The sequence below is a fragment of the Mesorhizobium silamurunense genome, assembly GCF_014843825.1.
Taxonomy (GTDB): domain Bacteria; phylum Pseudomonadota; class Alphaproteobacteria; order Rhizobiales; family Rhizobiaceae; genus Mesorhizobium; species Mesorhizobium silamurunense.
Genome location: NZ_JHQR01000203.1, coordinates 1 through 20,207 on the forward strand (window position 1 = coordinate 1; position 20,207 = coordinate 20,207).

Sequence of the window (20,207 nt, forward strand, 5' to 3'; positions counted from 1 at the left end):
CTTCTGCCTGATTTCGGGTCGCACGCACCGCGCGCCGGCCAGGCACCGGCGGCACCTGACATCGAGCGCAAGCCGGAGGTATCCCTGCCGCAGGCCGACATCGGCGCGCTGATCGCCGAGGCGGTGGCCGATGCCGAAGCAGCGCTCGAGGCGCGCCTCGCGGCCGCCCACGCGGCGGCGCTAGAGGCCGAACGCCAAGCCAATGACGATGCGGCGAAAGCGTTCCTGGAAAGCTTCGGCGGCGATCTCGGCGCGGCGGTCGAGACGCGCATCGACGCCATGGAGGCGCGCGTTGCCGAGCTCGCTGGCGTCACGATAGCCCGCATCATCGGCGGCATCGTCAGCGACGATCTGCAGAAGCGTTCGCTCGACGCCCTTGCCCGCACCATCAACGCAGCGATTGCCGATAGTGAAGCCGTGCGCATCGGCGTGCGCGGGCCGTTGTCGCTGTTCGAGCCGCTGAAGGCAGCGCTTGGCGATCGCGCGGCCAATCTCGATTTCACCGAGGCCGCCGGTTTCGACCTGACCGTGACCATAGATGAAACGGTGTTCGAGACGCGCATCGCCGAATGGTCGGCTTCCCTGTCAGAGGTCCTGTCATGAGTGCCATCGACCACGGCGAGGCCAGGCACGAGATCATCATCGTCAAGCGCAATCACGACGGTCATGACGACGGCCATCACGGTGGCGTCTGGAAGATCGCCTTTGCCGACTTCATGACCGCCATGATGTGCTTCTTTCTCGTCATGTGGCTGATCAACGCCGCCAACGAGCAGACCAAGGCGGCGGTCGCCAGCTACTTCAATCCGGTCGAGCTGATCGATCGCAATTCCAGCCGCAAGGGCCTGGAAGATCTTGGCGACGGCCCGAGCAAGGTTGGTCTCACCGCCGACAATCCGCAGGATGGCGCCAGCAAGGCCGGCGAGAACGGCAAGGGCGGCGCCGGCTCCTCCGACCGAAGGCAAACCAAGCAGGCCTCGCAGAAGTCGGACCTCTCCGACGAGCATCTGTTTGCCGATCCCTACGCCGTGCTGTCGGAGATCGCCACCGACACCGGCGTGATGCAGAATGTCAGCGCCAAGGGTGAAGGCGGCGTTCAGAATGCCGGTCCAGCGACCGGCGCCTCCGGCGGCGAATCCTATCGCGATCCTTTCGCGCCGGATTTCTGGTCGCAGCAGGTGGTGACGCCCGGCGCCGAAGCCAGCGCCGAACGCAGGAAGATCGAAGGCGATCCGGCCAAGCCCGGCGAGAAGGTCGCCGAAACAGAAGTGCCGAAGGTCAAGGCCGTTCCGCCGGCGCCGCCGCAGTTGGATGCGCCGCTCGAGCCGCCGGCGACACCGGAAAAACCCGGTGCCAAGGCCGGATCGGGCGACACGAAAGTCGGGAGAGCCGAAGGCAAGCAGACCAAGGGCGAGAAAGCCCAGGCTGAAAAGGCGCAAGCCGAGGCCGCTGCGACCGACACCGCGAAACCGGAAACCGCAGGGGCCGAAACGGCAAAGGCCCAGATGGCAAAAGCGGAGCCCGAGCAGGCTTCCGAGAAGGGAGAAAAAGCTCCGAGCAGCGCCGCCCTCAAGGCCGCCGCCGAAATCAAGCAGGAACTGGCCAAAGCCTTCGAGCCGGGTGAAAAGCTGGCCCACGGCGTCTCCGTCGAGGCCACCGACAAGGGCGTCGTCATCTCAATCACCGATCAGCTCGACTTCGGCATGTTCGAGATCGGCTCGGCCGTGCCGCGCCGCGAGATGGTGCTGGCGATGGAGAAGATCGGCCACATCATCAACGAGAAGAAGGGCACTATCACCATCGGCGGCCATACCGACGCGCGACCGTTCCGCAGCGACACTTACGACAACTGGCGGCTGTCCACCGCCCGCGCCCACTCCGCCTATTACATGCTGGTGCGCGGCGGCGTCGACGAAAGCCGCATCACCGAGGTCGCAGGCTTCGCCAACCGCCAGCCCAAGATCCCGTCCGATCCGCTGGCCGCCGCGAACCGCCGCATCGAAATCCTGATGGCGACCGGCGGATGAGGGGCCGGACCGTCATCGGCCGCGCAATCGGGCTGCTGCTGCTTGCCGCAGGATCGCCGGCCGCGGCTTTCGCTCAGGACGGCTTGCAGCCCTATCAGTTGGTGCGTTCGCTGCAACTGATCCAGGACCGCATTGCCGGCGGCGATCATGCGGCGCTGCCGATGCAGGCCAAGCTCCTCGAAATGACCGACGCCAGGCTTCGCGCCGCCGATGCCGAGGATTTCAAGGATCCGAAGAATTTTCGCGCTCTGCTCGTCTACGGCATGAGCGGCGGCAACCCCGTCACCGTCGAGGCGGCGGCTTCGCGCGCGACGACCGACCCGCAGAGCCTTGCCATCGCCAAAGGGGTCGTCGCCTACCTGAACGGCAGGCCGGCCGCCGCGATTGAAATCCTGAAGCCGATCGACCCGATGAGCGTGCCCGCCGACCTCGGCGCCTTCCTGGCGCTGGTCAAGGGCTCGCTGCTCGCGACCGATGAACCCGCAACGGCGCTGACCTTGCTGGATGAGGCCCGCCTGCTCAGCCCCGGCACCCTGGTCGAGGAGGCAGCGCTTCGCCGTTCTGTCGGCCTCGCGGTGGCACAAGGCGACGCCGCGCGCTTCGCGCTCGCCTCGACACAATATGCCGCGGGTTACCTCTATTCACCCTATGCCAGCCAGTTCGCCGACTCCTTCGTCACCGGCGTGATCGCGCTGCACATGTCGATCAGCCAGGACAAGCTCGCCGACATCACCTCGATGATGGACCCGGAGCGCGAGAAGGTGATCTATCTGCGCATCGCCCGCCGCGCCGCGATCGACGGGCTGGCGGACCTCTCCGCCTTCGCCTCGGCCCGGGCCGAGCAGGGCCGCAACGGCAAAGGCAATCAGGACGACCCGCGCGCCGTGCTCTATTCGAGCCTCTCCACGGTGACGTCGGCCACGATCGACGATGTGCGGACAAGGCTCGGCAAGATCGATCGCGGCAAGCTTTCGGAGAGCGACCGCGCCTTGCTCGATGCGGCGCAGGCCGTCGCCGGCGAGGTTGTCGCTCCTGTTCCGGCGGCCAGCAAGGACGAGATCGAGGCCGCGGATTCGGCAAAGAGCGGCACGGCGAACCCCGCTGCCGAAACCGAGCCTGTGAGCCGGACCGACGCCGAAGCTTTGCCGCCGGTGGAGGGTGCTGCGTCCGAGCAGCCGGCTGTCGCGGCATCGGCCAAGCCGGCGGCGAATGTGCAGGCAGCGGCTCCTGCATCCCCGCCATCGACGGCTGAGGCTACGGCTGAAGCGCCTGCTTCCGCTCCGGCGCAGCCCGAAACACCACCTGTGCTGCCTGCGTCCGCGCCGGCCGCCGCGCCAAGTCTTGATCCGCACGATCCCACCGACGCCGCGATGATGAACGCACGCCGCCAGCTCGACCAGATTGACCAATTGCTCGGAGCCGCTCCCAAATGACCAGCGCCCAAATGACCAGCGTCAGTCAGACCATGCCGGGACTCGGGCCTGCCCACACCCAGTCGCGTCAGCACGCTGCCGACGGGAAGGAAAAAGGCTCGAACTTCGGCGAGATGGTGCATGGCGCCGAAAAATCGGCCCGGCAAGGCAAGCAGTCGGCCGAGCCTGGGTCTTCCGATGCGCATCCAATGCGGCGCGCCCTTGCCGGTTCGCCCAAAGCGCAACCTGACCAGGATGGGCAGAACAAGACCGCGGCGCAAAAGCCGGCAGCCGGAAAAGCCGCCAAGAACAACGCCGACACGGGTCACGTGAAAGCAACGGACGATGCCGACGCGGCAGCACAATCGTCCGCTCCGCTCCAGGACGGCCTGCCCTTGCTGATGGCGCTGGGCGATATCCGCCATTTCGCAACGGCGACAAATGCCGATCGCGGCGTATCCGCCGAGGGAGAGGCAGGCATCCAGCCCTCCATCGGCCAGTCCGCCGCTTCGCAGTTGGCGATCCGTCAGGGCAAACGCACATTGGCCGACGCTTCCGAAAGCGCCGAGCCATTGCCGCGATCCAGCCGCGCGACGATCGCGACGGAGAAGCCCGGGCCCGATTTCGGACAGAAGCCGGCCGGCGCCGGTCCGGGCGCCGACACATGGGTCCGCAAGGACGACGTCCTGCCCGGAAAACCTGGCATGGAGACCGACGCCGCAGCGCAGCAAAGCTGGCGTCCGGCGGCCGCCCAGAAAACAGCGCAAACGGCGCAATCCATCGCATCGATCAATCAGGCCAAGCCGTCCTCTGCCGCCGGACGCATGGATGTAGTCAGCCAGCAGAGCTTCCCGGCGCCGGCGCAAAATCCCATCGGCCAGACGGCTTCGGCGCTGGTCGAGGCGATCGCTTCCGACAATGGCGTTCAGCAGGCCTTCTCGAGCGCCTCTCAAACCGCCAATTCTGTTGCCGTTCCGACACATGTCCTGAAGATCGAGCTCCACCCGGCGGAGCTCGGCATGGTTGTCGCAAGCCTGCGACTTTCTGGAGAGCAACTTTCGATTGAGATGAAGCCGGAAACGCACGAGGCATACCGCCGCCTGACCGCCGACAGCGACGCCATAGTCAAGTCGCTCTGCGGTCTCGGCTTCGAGGTCAATCATGTCACCGTTATGCAACCATCGATAGCAGTTCATTCAGCCGGCCGCGCCGATGCGAACAGCGCCCTGTCGATGTCGACGGGCCGCGACCAGCCTTCGTTCCAACCGGGGAATTCGGGCGGCAACAGCGCCGGCGGCGACCGGCAACCGGGAAGGAACGACGGCAATGGCGCACAGGAATTCGGCCGCGCTGCTTCGCCTCTTCGCGAACGTGCTGGCGACGATATCTATATCTAGCCTGGTTGCGGCAAGCGCCGCGAGCGCCGGCTCAAATCCTTGCGAGCCGGAGATTCTGCGCGCCGCCGATCGCTATGGCGTGCCGACGGGAATCCTTTATGCGGTCGGCCTGACCGAGACGGGGAAGAAAGGCAGCCTTCAGCCCAACGCATTGAATATAGAAGGAAAAGCTGTTTTCCCGCGCAGCCGCGGAGAGGCGCTGGCGACATTCGAGAATGCCCGCCGCGAGGGCAGGACGCTGATCGATCTCGGCTGCATGCAGATCAACCATCGCTATCACGGCGCGCAGTTCCGCAGCGTCGAGGACATGCTCGACCCACACCAGAACGTCGACTATGCGGCGCGCTTCCTGGCGAGCCTCCATGCCCGCCATATGACCTGGTCGATGGCCGTCGCCCGCTATCATGCCGGCCCTGACAACGACCCGGCTCAGAAGCTCTATGTCTGCCGCGTCATTGCGAACATGGTCGCCACCGGCTTCGGCAAATGGACGCGGAACGCCAGTACCTTCTGCAATCAGTAGTTGTCGCGATAGCGACCTTTGAGCGGCCGCCGTCGGGGTTCGCGGCGGCTCCGGTATCGTCCTTGACCCGCTGCCGCCGATGCACTCCTGCAACCGCTTTTATTACGGCTCCCAAAAAAACTCCCAAGAAAATAGCTACAAGAAATGACGGTTTCCCAGGGTTCACCGCACCGGGTACCCCTTTCCGCACGGGGCAAATGAGATGATTCGGAGGGGTGGTCCGATGATCGTGATCGTTGACGAGCGCGAGCTCGTAACTGAGGGTTATAGCTCGCTTTTCGATCGCGAGGGCGTTGCCACCGCGGGCTTCGCGCCGGGCGAGTTCGGCGAGTGGGTGAGCTCCGCCGCCGACACCGACCTCAGATCGGTCAGGGCCTTCCTCATCGGCGACTGCCGCGAGGGCGCCATCTCGCCGCGCCAGATCCGCGACCGCACCGGCGCGCCGGTGATCGCGCTCAGCGAGCAGCACTCGCTGGAACACACGCTGCGGCTCTTCGAGAGCGGCGTCGACGACGTCGTCCGCAAGCCCGTGCACATCCGCGAGATTCTCGCCCGCATCACCGCCATCCGCCGCCGCGCGCATGAGGAGGCCGCCTATACCGAAGTCGGCTCGATGCGCATCTTCATGGACGGTCGCGACCCGGAGATCGACGGCGAGTCGCTGCCGCTACCGCGCCGCGAGCGGCGCATCCTGGAATATCTGGCCAGCAATCGCGGCCGGCGCGTGACCAAGACGCAGGTCTTCAATGCCATCTACGGCATCTTCGACGAAGAGGTCGAGGAGAACGTGGTGGAGAGCCACATCTCGAAGCTGCGCAAGAAACTGCGCGAAAAGCTCGGTCACGATCCAATCGATTCCAAGAGGTTCCTCGGCTATCGGCTGGTGTTCTGATGGCTCCTGCCGGCATAGCCCGCGCCAGCCTCGCGCAAGACACGAGGCTTAGTTTTGTGGCCTCTCAGAAAGGCACCGAGGAGATGTATCGATGAGCCTCTACGGAATGATGCGGACCGGCGTCTCCGGTATGAACGCGCAGGCCAACCGCTTGTCCGCGGTGGCCGACAACATCGCGAACTCCGACACCACCGGCTACAAGCGCTCCTCCGCCGAATTCTCGACGCTCATCATGCCGACGACCGGCGGCGCCTACAATTCGGGCGGCGTCACTACGACGATCCGCTCCGCCATCAGCTCGCAAGGCGTCCTGCAATACACGACTTCGGTGTCCGACCTCGCCGTCAACGGCGACGGCTTCTTCGTCGTGCAGGACCCGAGCGGCACGCCCTATCTCACCCGCGCCGGCGCCTTCGTTCCTGATGCGCAAGGGCGCCTGGTCAATGCCGCCGGCTACCAGCTCATGGCCTACAGCTACGCCAACGGCGATCCGGCCGCGACCGCTAACGGCTTCGAAGGCCTGGTGCCGGTGCAGATTTCCGACCAGGAGATGACGGCGACGCCGAGCACGGAAGGCAATTTCACCGGCAACCTGCCGGCAGGCGCAACCCCGGTCGCAGCCGGCAGCCTGCCCTCCACGAACAGCCCGACCGCCGAATACACCTCGAAGTCCTCGCTGGTTGCCTATGACAATCTCGGCAACAAGGTGCTGCTCGACGTCTATTTCACCAACACCGGCTCAGGCACTTGGCAGGTCTCGGTCTTCGACCAGTCGAAAGCGACCCCCGGCACCTCCTTCCCTTATACGGGCGGCGCGCTGGGTACGGCCAATCTCACCTTCGACACCACCACCGGCAAGCTCACCGGCGCGACCACGGGCATCTCCTTCACGGTACCGAACGGCTCGACCCTCAACCTCGATCTCTCCAAGCTGACGCAGCTTGGAACCGGCTTCACCGTCTCCGACGCCAAGGTCAACGGCAATGCGCCGAGCACGATCGAAAAGATCCAGATCAGCCAGGACGGCGTCATCTACGCCCAGTACGAGGACGGCTCCACCAAGCCGCTCTACAAGATCCCGCTGGCCGATGTTCAGAGCCCCGACAACCTCACCGCGATGCCCGGCAACGTCTATGTGCAGAGCGCGGACTCAGGCGCCGTTCGCATCGGCTTTGCCAACGAAGGAAAGCTTGGCTCGGTCGTCTCGGGCGCGCTCGAAAATTCCAACGTCGATATCGCCGAGGAACTGACCAGCATGATTGCGGCCCAGCGTAGCTACACCGCCAATTCGAAAGTCTTCCAGACCGGTTCCGACCTGATGGATGTCCTGGTCAACCTGAAGAGATAACCCCATCGGGCGCCAGCCCGTGAAAGACCCGCATGTCGCTTTCCACCGCATTAAGCATCGCCCAGTCGGCGCTCCTGGCCACATCCAAGCAAACCAGCGTCGTGTCGCGCAATGTGGCCGACGCGTCCAACCCGGATTATGCCCGTCGCGTCGCCGTCGTCACCAGCACCGCGCCCGGCGCGCGATCGGTGGAAATCCAGCGCGCCGCCAATGACCTTCTGTTCCGGCAGAACCTTTCCGCGCTGTCCGCATGGAGCGGCCAGAGCGCGCTTTACAGCGGCATGGATCAGCTCGACCTCTCGGTCAACGGGGTCGACAATGCGTCGTCTCCGTCGACCGCGATCGCCAATCTGCAGCAGGCGCTGCAACTCTACGCCACCACGCCGTCGAACCAGAATCTCGGCGCCAGCGTCATCGACGCGGCCAAGCAGGTGGTAAGCTCGCTGAACGACGGCACCAGGGCGATCCAGGATTTCCGCACCCAGACCGACAGCCAGATCGCCACCGCGGTCGACGACCTGAACTCGCTGCTCAGCCAGTTCCAGGACGCCAACAAGGCCGTCATCGCCGGCACCCGCTCCGGGACGGATGTGTCCGACGCGCTCGACCAGCGCGACGCGCTTCTGAAGAAGGTCGCGGAATATGTACCGGTCTCGACTTTCACGCGCGGCGACAACGACATGGTCATCACCACCAAGGACGGCACGACGCTGTTCGAGACGGTGCCGCGCTCGGTGACCTTCACGCCCTCGGCCGGCTACACCGCCGGCACGCCCGGCAACACGATCTACATCGACAATGTGCCGCTTTCGGCAGGCACCGGCGACAACACCAGCGCCGACGGCAAACTTGCCGGCATGCTGAAGCTGCGCGACGGCGTCGCCGCGACCATGCAGAGCCAGCTCGACGAGATCGCGCGCGGCCTGATCACGGCATTTGCCGAGACCGCGCCTTCGCAGCCTGACAAGGCGGGCCTGTTCACCTGGTCCGGCGCGCCGGCTATTCCCGCTGCCGGCACCCTGGTCAACGGCCTCGCCGGCTCGATCAGCGTCAACGCCGCGTTTGATCCGAGCGCCGGCGGCAGCCCGGCGCTGTTGCGTGACGGCGGCGCCAACGGCGCGGCCTATATCTCCAACACCAGCGGCGGTGCTTCCTACTCGGACCTGCTGATCGCCTACGGCAACAGACTGGATCAGCCGATGGCCTTCGATACGTCCGCCGCCATCGCGGTCAGCTCCGGCGTCACGGACTACGCGGCCAACGCCATCGGCTGGTTCGAAGGCGTGCGCCAGCAAGCGTCGACCAACGCCGACGCCAAGGAGGCGCTGGCCACGCGCACCGCCGAAGCGCTGTCGAACGATACCGGCGTTAATGTCGACCAGGAAATGTCCCTGCTTCTCGACCTCGAGCACACCTATCAGGCGTCAGCGCGCATGATGAAGACCGTCAACGACATGCTGGACGCCTTGTTGAGCGCGGTGGGATAAGCCATGAAAGCGACAGCCGTCTCCTCAGCCGCCATCTCCAACGCGCTGCGCTATCAGCAGATGCGCATGCAGGCCGAGCTCGTCAAGGCGACGACGGAATCCCAGACCGGCAGGGTAGCGGATGTCGGCCTGGCGCTTGGCGGGCGCACGACACAGGCCGTCACCTTCCAGCGCGATCTCGACCGGCTGAACGGTATCGTCGATTCGAACTCGCTGGTCGCCGCGCGCCTGACATCGACGCAGGATTCGCTGGGTCAGCTCTCCGATGTCGCGCAGGACCTCCTGACGGCGTTGACCAGCGCCGTGTCGGGCGACTCCTCGACCAGCATCACCCAGACCGCCGCCGCCACGGCGCTGCAGCAGATGACGGGTATCTTGAACACAAGCGTCAACGGCGAATATCTGTTTGCCGGCACCAATACCGACGTCAAGCCGATCGACGATTTCAGCGCTGCCGGCTCGCCCGCCAAAGCGGCGTTCGACGCGGCCTTCAGCAGCTACTTCGGCTTCACCCAGAGCGACCCGGCGGCCGCCAATATCACCGCCGCCCAGATGGACGACTTCATCCCCACAGCGGTCGAGCCGCAGTTCTTGGGCTCCGGCTGGCAGGCCAATTGGTCGAACGCCACCGACGATCAGATCACCAGCCGCATTTCATTGAGCGAGACCACGCAGACATCGGTCAGCGCCAACGAGCAGGGTATCCGCAAGCTCGCCATGGCGGCCGCCATGGTCAGCACCCTCTTCGCCGGCAACATCAGCCAGCAGGGCCAGAACACGATCGTCAGCCGCGCGCAAAAGCTGGTCGGCGAAGCCATCGGCGGCATCGTCCAGGTGCAATCCGAAGCCGGCCTCGCTCAGAAGCGCGTATCCGACGCCAGCGATCGCATGAAGACCCAGGTCGATCTGTTCGAGAAGCATATCATCGACCTCGAGGGCGTCGACCCCTCGGAGGCCGCCACCCGCGTGGCCGACCTGACGCAGCATATCGAAACATCCTTCGCCTTGACCGCGCGACTGCAGCAGCTCAGCCTGTTGAACTATCTCACCTGAACACTCTCACCGGAACGCCAGAGCTCCGACGATGTATCAATTCTCCTACGCCGACATCCAGACCGATTCCGTCGCCGACGCCAAAGACCGGGAGCGGAAGTTGCTCACCCGTTCGATCGACATGCTGTCCGCGGCAGCGGCCGTCGGGCTTGAGTCGATGGAGGCGGTCGAGGCGCTGCACTTCACCAACCGCATCTGGACCACCTTCGTCGAGGATCTCGGCTCCAGCGACAATGCGCTGCCCAAGGAGCTGCGCGCCAACCTGATCTCGATCGGCCTATGGCTGCTGCGCGAGACGGAGGACATCCGGCAGGGTCGCACCAACAATTTCGAAGGACTGATCGAGGTCTCCCAGATCATCCGAGACGGCATCCAATGACCAACACGCTGAAGATCTCGCTGAAGCCGAACGAGAAGATCTACATCAACGGCGCCGTCATCCGGGTCGACCGCAAGGTCACCCTCGAGCTGATGAACGACGTCCAGTTCCTGCTCGAGAGCCACGTCATCCAGGCCGAGCAGGCCTCGACGCCGCTCAGGCAGCTTTACTTCATCGTGCAGATCATGCTGATGAACCCGTCGGGCGCCGCCGAGGCCCGCGACATGTTCCGCCACTCGCTGCCGATGCTGATTGCGAGCTTCGACAACCAGGAGATCTGCAGCGCGCTGAAGCAGGTCGACCGCATGGTCGGCGAGGATCGCATCTACGAGGCGCTGAAAGCGATCCGCGCGCTCTACCCGCTCGAGCGCCAGGCGCTTGGCGGCAATGACGACATTCCTGAAGCGCCGCGCGCGCTGGCTATGGGAGCATAAAGATGGCCGTGGACATGACAACGACGATCCCGGTTGGCGCCAACCAGGCCAGTCAGCAGACCTCGAAGACGGCGGTCGACTACCAGTCGTTCCTGAAGCTTCTGATCGCCGAGATGAAAAACCAGGCCCCGACCAAGCCGATGGATTCGACGCAATATGTCGCGCAGCTCGCGACCTTCTCGCAGGTCGAGCAGTCGGTTCAGACCAACAGCAAGCTCGACCAGATCATGCAGTCCTCGGCGCTGTCGCAGGCGGACGCGCTGATCGGCCGTTCGATCACCTCTGCCGACGGCAAGACCACAGGGACCGTGGCTTCGGTGAAGCTCGCCAGCAGCGGCCTGATAGCGGTTCTGCAGGACGGCACCGAGGTCCCTGTCGGCGCGGGCGTATCGATCAAGCCGGCCGCCTGAAGCATGTCTTCCGAAACGCGGCCTGCTTTAGCTGGTTTCGCAAGGGTCTGCCCATGAACGAGGCCGACGCCCTCGATATCGTGCAATACGCGGTGTGGACGGTGCTCACCGCGTCCGCGCCGGTGGTGCTGGTGGCGATGGCGGTCGGCATCGGCATCGCGCTCATCCAGGCGCTGACCCAGATCCAGGAAATCACGCTCACCTTCGTGCCCAAGATCGTCGCCATCATGCTGGTGGTGGCGCTGACCGGTCCGTTCATCGGCAGCCAGATCTCGGCCTTCACCAACGTCATCTTCGAACGCATCGAGCACGGATTCTGATCCACGACCCTCGGGTGTTGAGCCGGATCGCTTGCAGCCGGTCCCGTTGTGGTTAGATTGGAAGTCATGCCGATTTCGGCGGCGTCTTGGAATTCGGACAGACTTCGGGAAGCGATGGATCAGGCAGGAGCGGCCTGCGGGCCATGTGCGGGATAGCCGGCGTCTGGCGGAAGCGCGATCCGATCGGCGCTGGCGATCTCTCCGAGATCGCCAGCATGATGCAGGCGCTGGCGCATCGCGGCCCCGACGACCATGACAGCTGGAACAGCGCCCGGCTGGCGCTCGGTCATCGGCGGCTCACCATCATCGACCCCTCCCCCGCCGCGCGCGAGCCGATGCTGACTGCATCCGGCGACGGCGTCCTTTGCTACAATGGCGAAGTCTACAATTATCGTTCGCTGCGCAAGACGTTGGAAGCCGAAGGCCTCGAGTTCCGCACGGTCTCCGACACCGAGGTGGTGCTCCAGGCCCTGCACCACTGGGGCGTCGAGAAGGCCGTGCCGCTATTCGACGGCATGTTCGCCTTCGCCTATTTCGATCAGCGCGACGGCGCGCTGTGGCTTGCCCGCGACAGGCTCGGCATCAAGCCGATATCGGTGGCCGACACCGCGGACCGGCTGCTGTTCGCCTCCGAGGACAAGGCGATCCTTGCCTGCCACGATTTTGCGCGCAAGGTCGACGCTCGCGAAATCACCTTGCGGCTTGCCTGGCAGAGTCGCGATTCCAGCTATAGCGTCTTCGAAGGCATCGAACGCCTGCCTCCCGCCGGCCTTTGGAAGATCGGCGATGGCGGCATCGAGAAGCGGCGTTTCTGGCATGTGCTCGACGTCCTGGAGACATCGCGTATCATCGACGACAGGACGTCCGATGCCGGGCACTTGGCCGCTCTTCAGACGCTGCTCGAGGAAAGCGTCGAGCTGCACTGCATCGCCGATGCCAGCCTGGCCACCGCCTGCAGCGGCGGTGTCGATTCCGGTCTGATCACCGCGCTTGCCAAGCGCCACCGGCCGGAGATGCACGGCTATGTCGTCGACCCGCGGCTCGGCCGCAGCGAGGCCGAAAGCGCCGAGCGGACCGGCCGCCATGTCGGTGTCAGCCTGCGCCGCGTGCCTGTCGACCGCGATCGCTTCCTCGAGCTCTGGCCACGTGCGGTCTGGCATCTGGAGAGCGACGGCTGGCATGCCAGCGTGGCCGGCCTGCTGGCGCTTGCGGATCGATGCCGCGCCGACGGCGTCAAGGTACTGCTCACCGGCGAAGGATCGGACGAGCTGTTCGGCGGCTACAAATGGCAGGCGTCGACCCTCAGGCTTTGGCGCCAGTCATGGCTGCGGCGCCTGTTTCGCTCGAAAGCCGACCAGGACCGGAAATTCGCGCGGCTTCGCCGCTCCCCGTTTCGCAACTCGATCGGCCGGGGCTCGCCCTGGGACCGCAACATCGTGTTGCGAGCGCTCTCGCCGGAACTGAACTTCCTGCAAACCAAGCTGTTCGACCGGCTCGAGGGCGTCAGCCCGGACAGCGACCGTGCCTTCCTGGCAAACTGCCTCTACGATCTCTATTCGCACCTGCAGGATCTGCTGCATCGGCATGACCGCCTCAGCATGGCGGCTTCGGTCGAGCTGAGGGTGCCGTTCCTCGAAAACCGGCTGATCGATTTCGCGATGCATCTGCCGAGGCGGCAAAAATATCGCAACAGGACCGGCAAATGGCTGCTGAAGAAACTCGCCGAACGCCATCTGCCGCGTGAAAACATTTATGTGGCCAAGAACGGCTTCGAGATGTCCGGCGCCTTTTCGGCCGGCACGCAGGGTCTGCTGCGCGGCGGCTTCCTGCGCGACGCCATGAAATGGTCCGCATCCGAGCTGGATGACCTCATCGACATGGCAAGAGGCGAGGAGGCGTCACGACTGCGCCTCGTCGGCATGGAGATGCTGCTGAGGCTCTACATGGGCGGTGAGACGGCAGGGAGCCTGACCGAGGCGCTGCATGCCGGAACCAGGGGCGCGAAGTAACCGAGGTTTGGTCCACACCGGCAAGATGCTTGGCTTAAAGCTTCGCCGACGCATTTTCGCCTTTGCCTTCCTGTTGTTGGACCGCGATCCTTTGGCGAGTCGCCAGCGCGACTGTTCGGCGTTCCGTGAAACAGTGAACCGATCTAAGGCGCGGCGAAACGCAAAACGCAGATGAAGGCGGGACAGCGACCATGATCGACGACGAGCCGGAAAGCGAACGCGTCTCGGCGCTGGCGCCGTTCCGGCACGGCATCTTCCGCGCCGTCTGGTCGGCCAGCCTGGTGTCGAATTTCGGCGGCCTGATTCAGGGCGTCGGCGCCGCTTGGATGATGACGACCATCGCCACTTCGTCCTACCAGGTGGCGCTGGTCCAGGCCTCGACCACCTTGCCGATCATGCTGTTCGCGCTGATTGCCGGCGCCATCGCCGACAGCTTCAACCGCCGCAAGGTCATGCTGGTGGCGCAGACCTTCATGCTGGTCGTCTCGGCGCTGCTCACCTTATTCACCTGGTTCGGCTGGATGACGCCGTGGACGCTGCTGGCCTTCACCTTCCTGATCGACAGCGGCACGGCGCTGAACAGCCCGTCATGGCAGGCTTCGGTCGGCGACATGGTGCCGCGCGCCAAGGTGCCGGCGGCGGTCGCGCTCAATTCGATGGGCTTCAACATCACACGCAGCGTCGGCCCGGCGATCGGCGGCATCATCGTTGCCGCCGCGGGCGCGGCGGCAGCCTTCGCCGCCAACGCTATCAGCTATATCGGCCTGATCGTGGTGCTGTTCCGCTGGAAGCCGGATGTGCCGGCGCAGACCCTGCCGCGCGAGTCGCTGGGCGCGGCGATGGGCGCCGGCTTGCGCTACGTCGCCATGTCGCCGAACATCGGCAAGGTGCTGGCGAGAGGCTCGGCTTTCGGTTTCAGCGCCGGCGCGGTGCTGGCGCTGTTGCCGCTGGTGGCGCGCGATGTCGTCAAGGGCGACGCGCTGACCTACGGCATCATGCTCGGCGCCTTCGGCATCGGCGCGGTCGGCGGCGCGCTGATCAGCGTGCGGCTGAGGCAGTTGCTCTCCAGCGAGACCATGGTGCGCGCCGCCTTCGCGGGCTTTGCGCTTTGCGCCTTCAACGCCGCCGTCAGCCACAATGCGTGGCAGACATCGGCCGGCCTGCTCATCGGCGGCGCCTGCTGGGTGATCGCGCTCTCGCACTTCAACGTCACGGTGCAGATGTCGACGCCGCGCTGGGTGGTCGGCCGCGTGCTGTCGATCTACCAGACGGCGACTTTCGGCGGCATTGCGCTGGGCAGCTGGATCTGGGGCGTCGTCGCCGACGCGCATGGCGCGGAGACGGCGCTGATGGCGGCCGCTGTCGCCATGCTGGCGGGCGGCGCCATCGGCTTCATCCTGCCGCTGCCGCAACAAACCGCTCTCAACCTCGATCCGCTCAACCGTTTCAAGGAGCCGATGCTGGCGCTCGATTTGAAGCCGCGCAGCGGCCCGATCGCCATCATGATCGAATACGTCATCCGCGAGGAGGACGTGCCGGAATTCCTCGCCACCATGGCCGAGCGCGGCCGCATCCGCCGCCGCGACGGCGCCCGCAACTGGACCCTCGCCCGCGATCTCGAAAATCCCGGCATCTGGATCGAGCACTACCACACGCCGACCTGGGTCGAGTACATCCGCCACAACCGGCGCGCCACCCATGCCGACGCGGTGGTCGGCGAGCGCATCCGCGCGCTGCACAGCGGCGAGAGCCCGCCGCGCGTGCGCCGCATGATCGAACGCCCGACCACCGCCGGCACGGCCCTTGTCTCGCCCAAGGGTCCGATCGAGCATTAGGGGCTTTTCGGGATCAGCCGGCGCTCTGGATCATGTAGAGCTTGCGCGTCGTCTCATGGATCAGCCATTCGCCCTTCCATCCTTGCGGCAGGACGAGGAGGTCGCCCGGACCGAGCTCGCGCATCTCGCCGTCGGCGCGGCTCACTTCCGCCCGGCCGGAAATGATGTGGCAGATTTCCGACGAGCCCGAACGGTCGGCGGTGAAACGGCCGGGCGTGCATTCCCAGATGCCAATGTCGATCGTGCCGTCCGGAGACTGGAAGAGGGAGCGAACAGCTTCCACCTGATCCCCTTCGATCGAGGTCGGCTTTCGCGAAAAGGCGCCAATGTCGGCCTTGGCGAGGTCGTGGAAAGTCGAAAGATCGATCAAGTCGGGCTCCATAGATCAAAGCAATTCCAGGAAAAGTATGCAGCGGTTTTCCGTCCGGAATTGCGTGGAAAAATAGCTGGAGCGGTTCGGCTAATGCCGAACCGCTCTAGTGGCCAGTGATGCTGTCGGCCAGAGCGGCAAGCTTCGAGGTATGCGCGAGCCCCGCCGCCTCGCGTTGGTCGGCGATGCGGTAGAGCTGGTACATCGAATGCACGCCGAGCCAGCGGAAGGGCTCCGGTTCCCAGCGCCGCACCTTGCGGTTGACCCAGGGCAGCCGCGTTAGCTCCGTATCCTGGCCGAGGATCAGATCGGCAAGCGTGCGGCCTGAAAGGTTGGAACTCGAGACGCCGAGCCCGACATAGCCGCCGGCCCAGCCGATGCGGGTCCTGGGGTCGAGGCCGACCGTCGTGCACCAGTCGCGCGGCACGCCGAGCACACCGCACCAGGCATGGTCGATGCGGCATCCCGCCGTCTGCGGCAAAAGCGTGGTCAGGATCGTGTGCAGCTGGTCGATCGTCGCCTGTTGCGTCTGGCCGTTGACGTCGGTGCGCGAGCCATAGCGATACGGCACCCCGCGCCCGCCCATGGTGATGCGCCCTTCGCGCGTGCGCTGGGCATAGCAATAGGCATGCGCCGCATTGCCGAGCAGCTCATGTCCTTCCCAGCCGATCTCGCGCCAAAGCCCGGGCGACAGCGGCTCGGTGACGATCTGCGCGCTGTTCAGCGCCAGCCATGTCCGCTCTTCTCCGGGGATGCCGGCCGTGAACCCTTCTGTCGCGCGGAGGATGGTTTCGGCGCGGATCGTGCCACGATCCGTGGTGACGGTGCCCTTGGCGATCGCCGTCACCGTCGTCTTTTCGTAGATCGGTACGCCGAGCCGCTCGACCCTTTCCGCCAACCCACGCACCAGCTTGGCCGGCTGCACCCGCGCCTGTCCATGGATGACAAAGCCGCCCATGACATTCCGGATGTTGATGCGTGCGCGTGTCGCGTCGGCGTCGAGCAGTTCGATGCGCTCGGGGTCGCTGTCCCAGGAGCGGATCGTCTCGCACTCCTCGCGCACGCGCTCCAGCTGCGCCGGATTGGTGGCGACGGTCAGATTGTCGGCGCGGCGGATGTCGGCCTCGATACCTTCCTCGGTCGCCACCCGGATCACTTCGTCGACGCAGCCGGCCATCGCCTTCTGCATGGCGGTCACGCCTTGCCGGGTCGAGGTCTTGAGATATTTCTCGCGCGACCAGCCGAAGCCGCCCGACAGCCAGCCGCCATTGCGCCCCGAGGCACCGAAGCCGGCGAACTCGCGTTCGAGCAACACGATGCGCAGCGAGGGCTTCGCCTTCTTCAGATAATAGGCGGTCCAAAGCCCCGTATAGCCGGCCCCGACGATCGCGATATCGGCTTCGATATCGCCTGGCAAGCGCGGACGCGGTGCGGGGACCGCGCCCAGATCCGCATACCAGAACGAGATGTCGCCATTGCGCTTGACTTGCATGGGATGGTTTCCAGGAGGGTAGGAGAGAGGGTTCAGGTGAGCGTCGTGTCGGCCGTGCTGTCGTCGGCCAGAAGCTTGGCGTCGGCGCCGTCGAAGCAGAGCTCCACCTTTTCGCCGAGGCCAAAACTCTCGCCTGTCAGCGGCGAGCGCACGATCGCCACGGAGCCATCGGCGAGTTTCACTTCGTATTTCGATCCGGAGCCGAGATAGATCGCTTCAGCAATCGTGCCCGACAGCCGGTTGGTGCCGGCGGCCGCCGTCTGTCCGGCCCGGCGGAGGCTGAGTTTTTCCGGCCGCAGCAGCATGACCGGATTGGTCTCGCCCGCAAGCCGGCGCGGCGCCGTGACCGCCTCGCCGGCGATGGTCAGCGCGGTGCTGGTGCCGTCGCTTCTCGCCTCGCCGCGCAGCACGGTGGAGTCGCCGATGAAGCGGCCGACGAACAGCGTCGCCGGCTCGTCATAGAGCTGGCGCCCGGTGCCGACCTGCTCAATGCGCCCGCGGTTGAACACCGCGATGCGATCCGACAGCACCAGCGCCTCCTCCTGGTCGTGCGTGACATAGACGAAGGTGGTGCCGAGCTCGCGATGGATGCGCTTGATCTCGAGCTGCAGCCACTCGCGCAGCTTCTTGTCGAGCGCGCCGAGCGGCTCGTCCATCAAGAGCAGCGGCGGATCGAAGACGATGGCGCGTGCCAGCGCCACGCGCTGCTGCTGGCCGCCCGACAATTCGCTTGGATAGCGGTGCGCGAAATCGCCCATCTTGACCATGTCGAGCGCCCTGGCGACGCGCACCTTGCGCTTCGCCTGATCGACGCCGCGCAGCGTCAGCGGATAGGCGACGTTGCGGCCGACCGTCATATGTGGAAACAGCGCATAGTGCTGGAAGACGACGCCGATATTGCGCTTGTGTGCCGGCACGCCGACGACGCTTTTTTCCCCGACCAGCAGCTTGCCGCTGGTCACATCGGTGAAGCCGGCGATCACATTCAGCGTCGTCGTCTTGCCCGAGCCGCTCGGCCCAAGCAGCGTCATGAACTCGCCGGGTTCGATCCCGAGCGACACGCCGTCTAGCGCCTTGAACGCGCCATACGCCTTGGTGACGGATTCGAGGTCGATCGCCGCGCCGCGATTGTCCGGTCTTGGGTTCATAAGCGTCCCTTCCGCTCGCGGCCAAGAAGAAGCATGCCGGCCCCGATCAGGATCGTGGTGGCGCACAAAAGGATCGTGCCGACGGCGGCGACCGTCGGATCGGCGTCGCGCGTGATCGAGGAAAAGATCTGCACCGGCAGCGTCTTGAGATAGGGGTTGGTGATGAACAGCGAGACGATGATTTCGTCGAATGACGTCGCGAAGGCGAATAGCAGGCCCGACAGGATGCCGGGCAGGATCAGCGGCAGCGTCACGGTCCGGAACGTGGTGAGCGCGCCGGCGCCGAGGCTCGCCGCCGCCGTCTCCAGGCGCCTGTCGAACACTTCGAGATTGGCCGAGACAGCGATCAGCACGAAGGGAAGCGCCAGGATGGTGTGCGCAAGCACGAAGCCGGACAACGTCCCGACGAGCTGGGCATCGAGATAGACAGCATAGATGCCGATGGCCAAAACCACGCCCGGCACCACCATTGGCGTCAGCATCAGCATCCGCAAAAGGCTCGCAGGGCGCGCCTTCATGCGGTCGAGCCCGAAGGCGGCGAGCGTGCCGAGCACCGTTGCCAGCACCGCCACGATCGAAGCGACCTTCAGCGAATTGAGAAAGCTGGTCGACCATTCCGGATTGGTGGCGAAATTCTGATACCACTGCCAGGAAAAGCCCTGCGGCGGGAAGGCAAGCGACTTGTTGCCGTTGAAGGACATCGGCACGACGACGAGCGTGGGCGCCACCAGCCATATCGCCACCAGCAGGCAGACCAGGCCGAGAACGAGGCGGGTGAGCGGCTTCATCTCCATCAGCGCCGCCCCGCTTCTCGGTGCCGCGACCGCATCACCGGCGCTGCGAGCGCCAGCAGCAGGAAGGTCGTGACCAGCAGCACCACGCCCATGGCGCCGCCGCGTCCCCACTGCAGCAGGCTGAGCACCTGGGTCTGCACCAAAGTCGACAGCATCGTCGAGCGCGGCCCGCCGAGCAGCGCCGGCGTGATGTAGAAGCCCAGCGCCAGGATGAAGACGATGATCGCGCCGGCATAAACGCCGGGCAGCGACAGCGGCAGATAGACCGTGAAGAAGGCGCGGGACGGCCGGGCGCCCAGGCTGCGCGCCGCCTGCACCAGCTTGAGGTCGATGCCTTTCATCACGGAATAGAGCGGCAGGATCATGAAGGGCAAAAGCACCTGAGCCATGCCGATCACCACGCCCGTCTGGGTGCGGATCAGTCGGATGCCGGTGAAGCCGGCCGAGCGCAGGAGCGAATTGATGACGCCGGAGTCCTGCAGCAGGATCACCCAGGACAAGGTGCGCACCACGCCGCTCACCCAGAACGGGATCAGCACGCAAAGCACCAGCACGAGCCGGATGCGCGGCCCGACGGCGGTCATCAGATAGGCATAAGGATAAGCGCACACAACGCAAACCAGCGTGACCCAGGCCGAGATGGTGAAGGTGCGTTGCAGCACCGCGAGATTGACCGGCGCGCCGAAGAACCAGACATAGTTCTGCGCGCCCCATTCCGGTTCCGACAGGCTGCGCAGCACGATGGTGATCAGCGGATAACCGATCACCGCAGCAAGCAGCACCAGCGCCGGCAGCGTGAGCGCGAACGGCCGCCATGCCCGCCCCGGCCGCACTGCGGCAGCGGGTTGGGTCGTTGGCTCGAGCGCGCTCACCGGCT

At 65.3% G+C, this 20,207-nt stretch carries 20 protein-coding genes; 15 read left to right on the forward strand and 5 right to left on the reverse strand.

What is annotated here, in order from left to right; genetic code table 11:
- The 15 genes from DH10_RS22450 to DH10_RS22520 form a co-directional block, all read left to right on the forward strand.
- On the forward strand, positions 1 to 603 hold a 603-nt coding region (locus tag DH10_RS22450), incomplete at its 5' end, for a hypothetical protein (RefSeq protein ID WP_192385324.1).
- A complete protein-coding gene (locus DH10_RS22455; RefSeq protein WP_192252546.1) occupies positions 600 to 2,027 on the forward strand; it encodes a MotB family protein in 1,428 nt (475 codons plus the stop codon). The genes DH10_RS22450 and DH10_RS22455, both read left to right, overlap by 4 nt.
- Complete coding sequence (locus tag DH10_RS22460) at positions 2,024 to 3,460, forward strand: chemotaxis protein MotC (RefSeq protein WP_192252543.1); 1,437 nt, start codon at positions 2,024 to 2,026, stop codon at positions 3,458 to 3,460. Before DH10_RS22455 ends, DH10_RS22460 begins: the two co-directional genes overlap by 4 nt.
- Positions 3,457 to 4,836, forward strand: coding sequence for a flagellar hook-length control protein FliK (gene fliK, locus DH10_RS22465; protein WP_192385325.1), 1,380 nt, complete (start codon positions 3,457 to 3,459; stop codon positions 4,834 to 4,836). The genes DH10_RS22460 and fliK overlap by 4 nt, the downstream gene beginning before the upstream one ends.
- Entirely contained in the window at positions 4,766 to 5,359 is a 594-nt protein-coding gene (locus tag DH10_RS22470; RefSeq protein ID WP_192385326.1) for a transglycosylase SLT domain-containing protein, read from the forward strand. The genes fliK and DH10_RS22470 overlap by 71 nt, the downstream gene beginning before the upstream one ends.
- Before the next feature lie 223 nt (positions 5,360 to 5,582).
- Positions 5,583 to 6,251, forward strand: a complete 669-nt coding sequence (locus DH10_RS22475; protein ID WP_192252539.1) for a response regulator transcription factor — start codon at positions 5,583 to 5,585, stop codon at positions 6,249 to 6,251.
- Positions 6,252 to 6,342: 91 nt separating this feature from the next.
- The gene (locus tag DH10_RS22480; RefSeq protein ID WP_192385327.1) at positions 6,343 to 7,599 is read left to right on the forward strand and encodes a flagellar hook protein FlgE; all 1,257 of its coding nucleotides are present in this window, start codon (positions 6,343 to 6,345) and stop codon (positions 7,597 to 7,599) included.
- 32 nt (positions 7,600 to 7,631) lie between these two features.
- On the forward strand, positions 7,632 to 9,086 hold the full coding sequence (flgK, locus tag DH10_RS22485; protein ID WP_192385328.1) for a flagellar hook-associated protein FlgK: 1,455 nt from the start codon (positions 7,632 to 7,634) through the stop codon (positions 9,084 to 9,086).
- A gap of 3 nt (positions 9,087 to 9,089) precedes the next feature.
- Entirely contained in the window at positions 9,090 to 10,139 is a 1,050-nt protein-coding gene (locus tag DH10_RS22490) for a flagellar hook-associated family protein (protein ID WP_192385329.1), read from the forward strand.
- Positions 10,140 to 10,170: 31 nt separating this feature from the next.
- Positions 10,171 to 10,518, forward strand: coding sequence for a flagellar biosynthesis regulator FlaF (flaF, locus tag DH10_RS22495; protein WP_192252531.1), 348 nt, complete (start codon positions 10,171 to 10,173; stop codon positions 10,516 to 10,518).
- Positions 10,515 to 10,952, forward strand: a complete 438-nt coding sequence (gene flbT, locus DH10_RS22500) for a flagellar biosynthesis repressor FlbT (protein WP_192385330.1) — start codon at positions 10,515 to 10,517, stop codon at positions 10,950 to 10,952. The genes flaF and flbT overlap by 4 nt, the downstream gene beginning before the upstream one ends.
- A 2-nt stretch (positions 10,953 to 10,954) precedes the next feature.
- Positions 10,955 to 11,362, forward strand: a complete 408-nt coding sequence (gene flgD, locus DH10_RS22505; RefSeq protein WP_192385331.1) for a flagellar hook assembly protein FlgD — start codon at positions 10,955 to 10,957, stop codon at positions 11,360 to 11,362.
- Positions 11,363 to 11,415: 53 nt separating this feature from the next.
- Entirely contained in the window at positions 11,416 to 11,682 is a 267-nt protein-coding gene (fliQ, locus tag DH10_RS22510) for a flagellar biosynthesis protein FliQ (protein ID WP_027165133.1), read from the forward strand.
- A gap of 143 nt (positions 11,683 to 11,825) precedes the next feature.
- Positions 11,826 to 13,691: an asparagine synthase (glutamine-hydrolyzing) gene (gene asnB, locus DH10_RS22515; protein ID WP_192252525.1), complete on the forward strand. Its 1,866-nt coding sequence runs from the start codon at positions 11,826 to 11,828 to the stop codon at positions 13,689 to 13,691.
- 191 nt (positions 13,692 to 13,882) lie between these two features.
- Positions 13,883 to 15,526 (forward strand): MFS transporter, encoded by a 1,644-nt coding sequence (locus DH10_RS22520; protein WP_192252522.1) that lies wholly within the window; start codon positions 13,883 to 13,885, stop codon positions 15,524 to 15,526.
- 13 nt (positions 15,527 to 15,539) lie between these two features.
- Here the strand turns inward: DH10_RS22520 and DH10_RS22525 are convergent, their stop codons facing one another.
- The 5 genes from DH10_RS22525 to DH10_RS22545 all read right to left on the reverse strand — a co-directional run bounded on the left by DH10_RS22525 (position 15,540) and on the right by DH10_RS22545 (position 20,202).
- Complete coding sequence (locus tag DH10_RS22525; protein ID WP_192252519.1) at positions 15,540 to 15,908, reverse strand: cupin domain-containing protein; 369 nt, start codon at positions 15,906 to 15,908, stop codon at positions 15,540 to 15,542.
- A gap of 94 nt (positions 15,909 to 16,002) precedes the next feature.
- Positions 16,003 to 17,388: an NAD(P)/FAD-dependent oxidoreductase gene (locus tag DH10_RS22530; RefSeq protein WP_192385332.1), complete on the reverse strand. Its 1,386-nt coding sequence runs from the start codon at positions 17,386 to 17,388 to the stop codon at positions 16,003 to 16,005.
- A 32-nt stretch (positions 17,389 to 17,420) separates the two neighbouring features.
- Positions 17,421 to 18,536, reverse strand: coding sequence for an ABC transporter ATP-binding protein (locus DH10_RS22535; RefSeq protein WP_192252513.1), 1,116 nt, complete (start codon positions 18,534 to 18,536; stop codon positions 17,421 to 17,423).
- Positions 18,533 to 19,330, reverse strand: coding sequence for an ABC transporter permease (locus DH10_RS22540; protein WP_192385333.1), 798 nt, complete (start codon positions 19,328 to 19,330; stop codon positions 18,533 to 18,535). Before DH10_RS22540 ends, DH10_RS22535 begins: the two co-directional genes overlap by 4 nt.
- Entirely contained in the window at positions 19,330 to 20,202 is an 873-nt protein-coding gene (locus DH10_RS22545; RefSeq protein ID WP_192252507.1) for an ABC transporter permease, read from the reverse strand. The genes DH10_RS22540 and DH10_RS22545 overlap by 1 nt, the downstream gene beginning before the upstream one ends.
- Between the last annotated feature and the right edge of the window lie 5 nt (positions 20,203 to 20,207).